This is a genomic window from Pseudovibrio sp. WM33, assembly GCF_001623165.1.
GTDB lineage: Bacteria > Pseudomonadota > Alphaproteobacteria > Rhizobiales > Stappiaceae > Pseudovibrio.
The window spans coordinates 80858-81441 of the sequence record NZ_LMCK01000142.1; the positions used below are offsets into that span (position 1 = coordinate 80858).

Annotated in this window: 1 protein-coding gene; it reads right to left on the reverse strand. The window is 57.7% G+C overall.

Annotated features, from left to right (window positions below):
- The coding region (locus PsWM33_RS27505; protein ID WP_193778468.1) for a phage tail protein at positions 1 to 584 on the reverse strand (584 nt) is incomplete at both ends.

Genomic DNA, 584 nt, shown 5'->3' on the forward strand with positions numbered 1-584 from the left:
CCCGTTGTAGAGCTTCACCTCTACCCGGTTGCCTCTGTCCCAGCGGTGCATCGGCCCTGCAGGTAAGGGTGTCAGCAGCTCCCCGAGCACACCTTGCTGATTAAGGGCGGCCCGCAGCTCATAGCCACTTGTCACCGGGCTGGATAAGAACGCCATGCCCGGAGAAAACGGCAACTGATAGCCGGTCAGATAGCCTTGCCATGGTGTGTCCTGATCACGCAAAAGCGGCCCATCAATAAACACCCCTAGTGCGGCCGCCTGCAGCACCTGCCCTTTTGAGACAAAGGCCCGTGTTGCTCCCTTGGTTGCTTCATACACCGGTGCATCATAACTCACCGCTTCAATCATGCGGGCGTCTCCATCCTTGACGGAAAGCACCCGCACCGCGAACACACGGCCGGAAACGGTCAGTTTAAGATAGTCGCCCGGTTCTATGTGCAGATCCGTTGGAGGCAGCACATAGCTTAAGCGCTCCCGTGACGCCCACGCCTCCTGCAACAAACTTTCAGCCATGCCCTGCAGTCGCTCATAGTTGGTCACAACGGGCAGATCAGAAGTCACAACCCTTTCAGTTGAAACAGCCC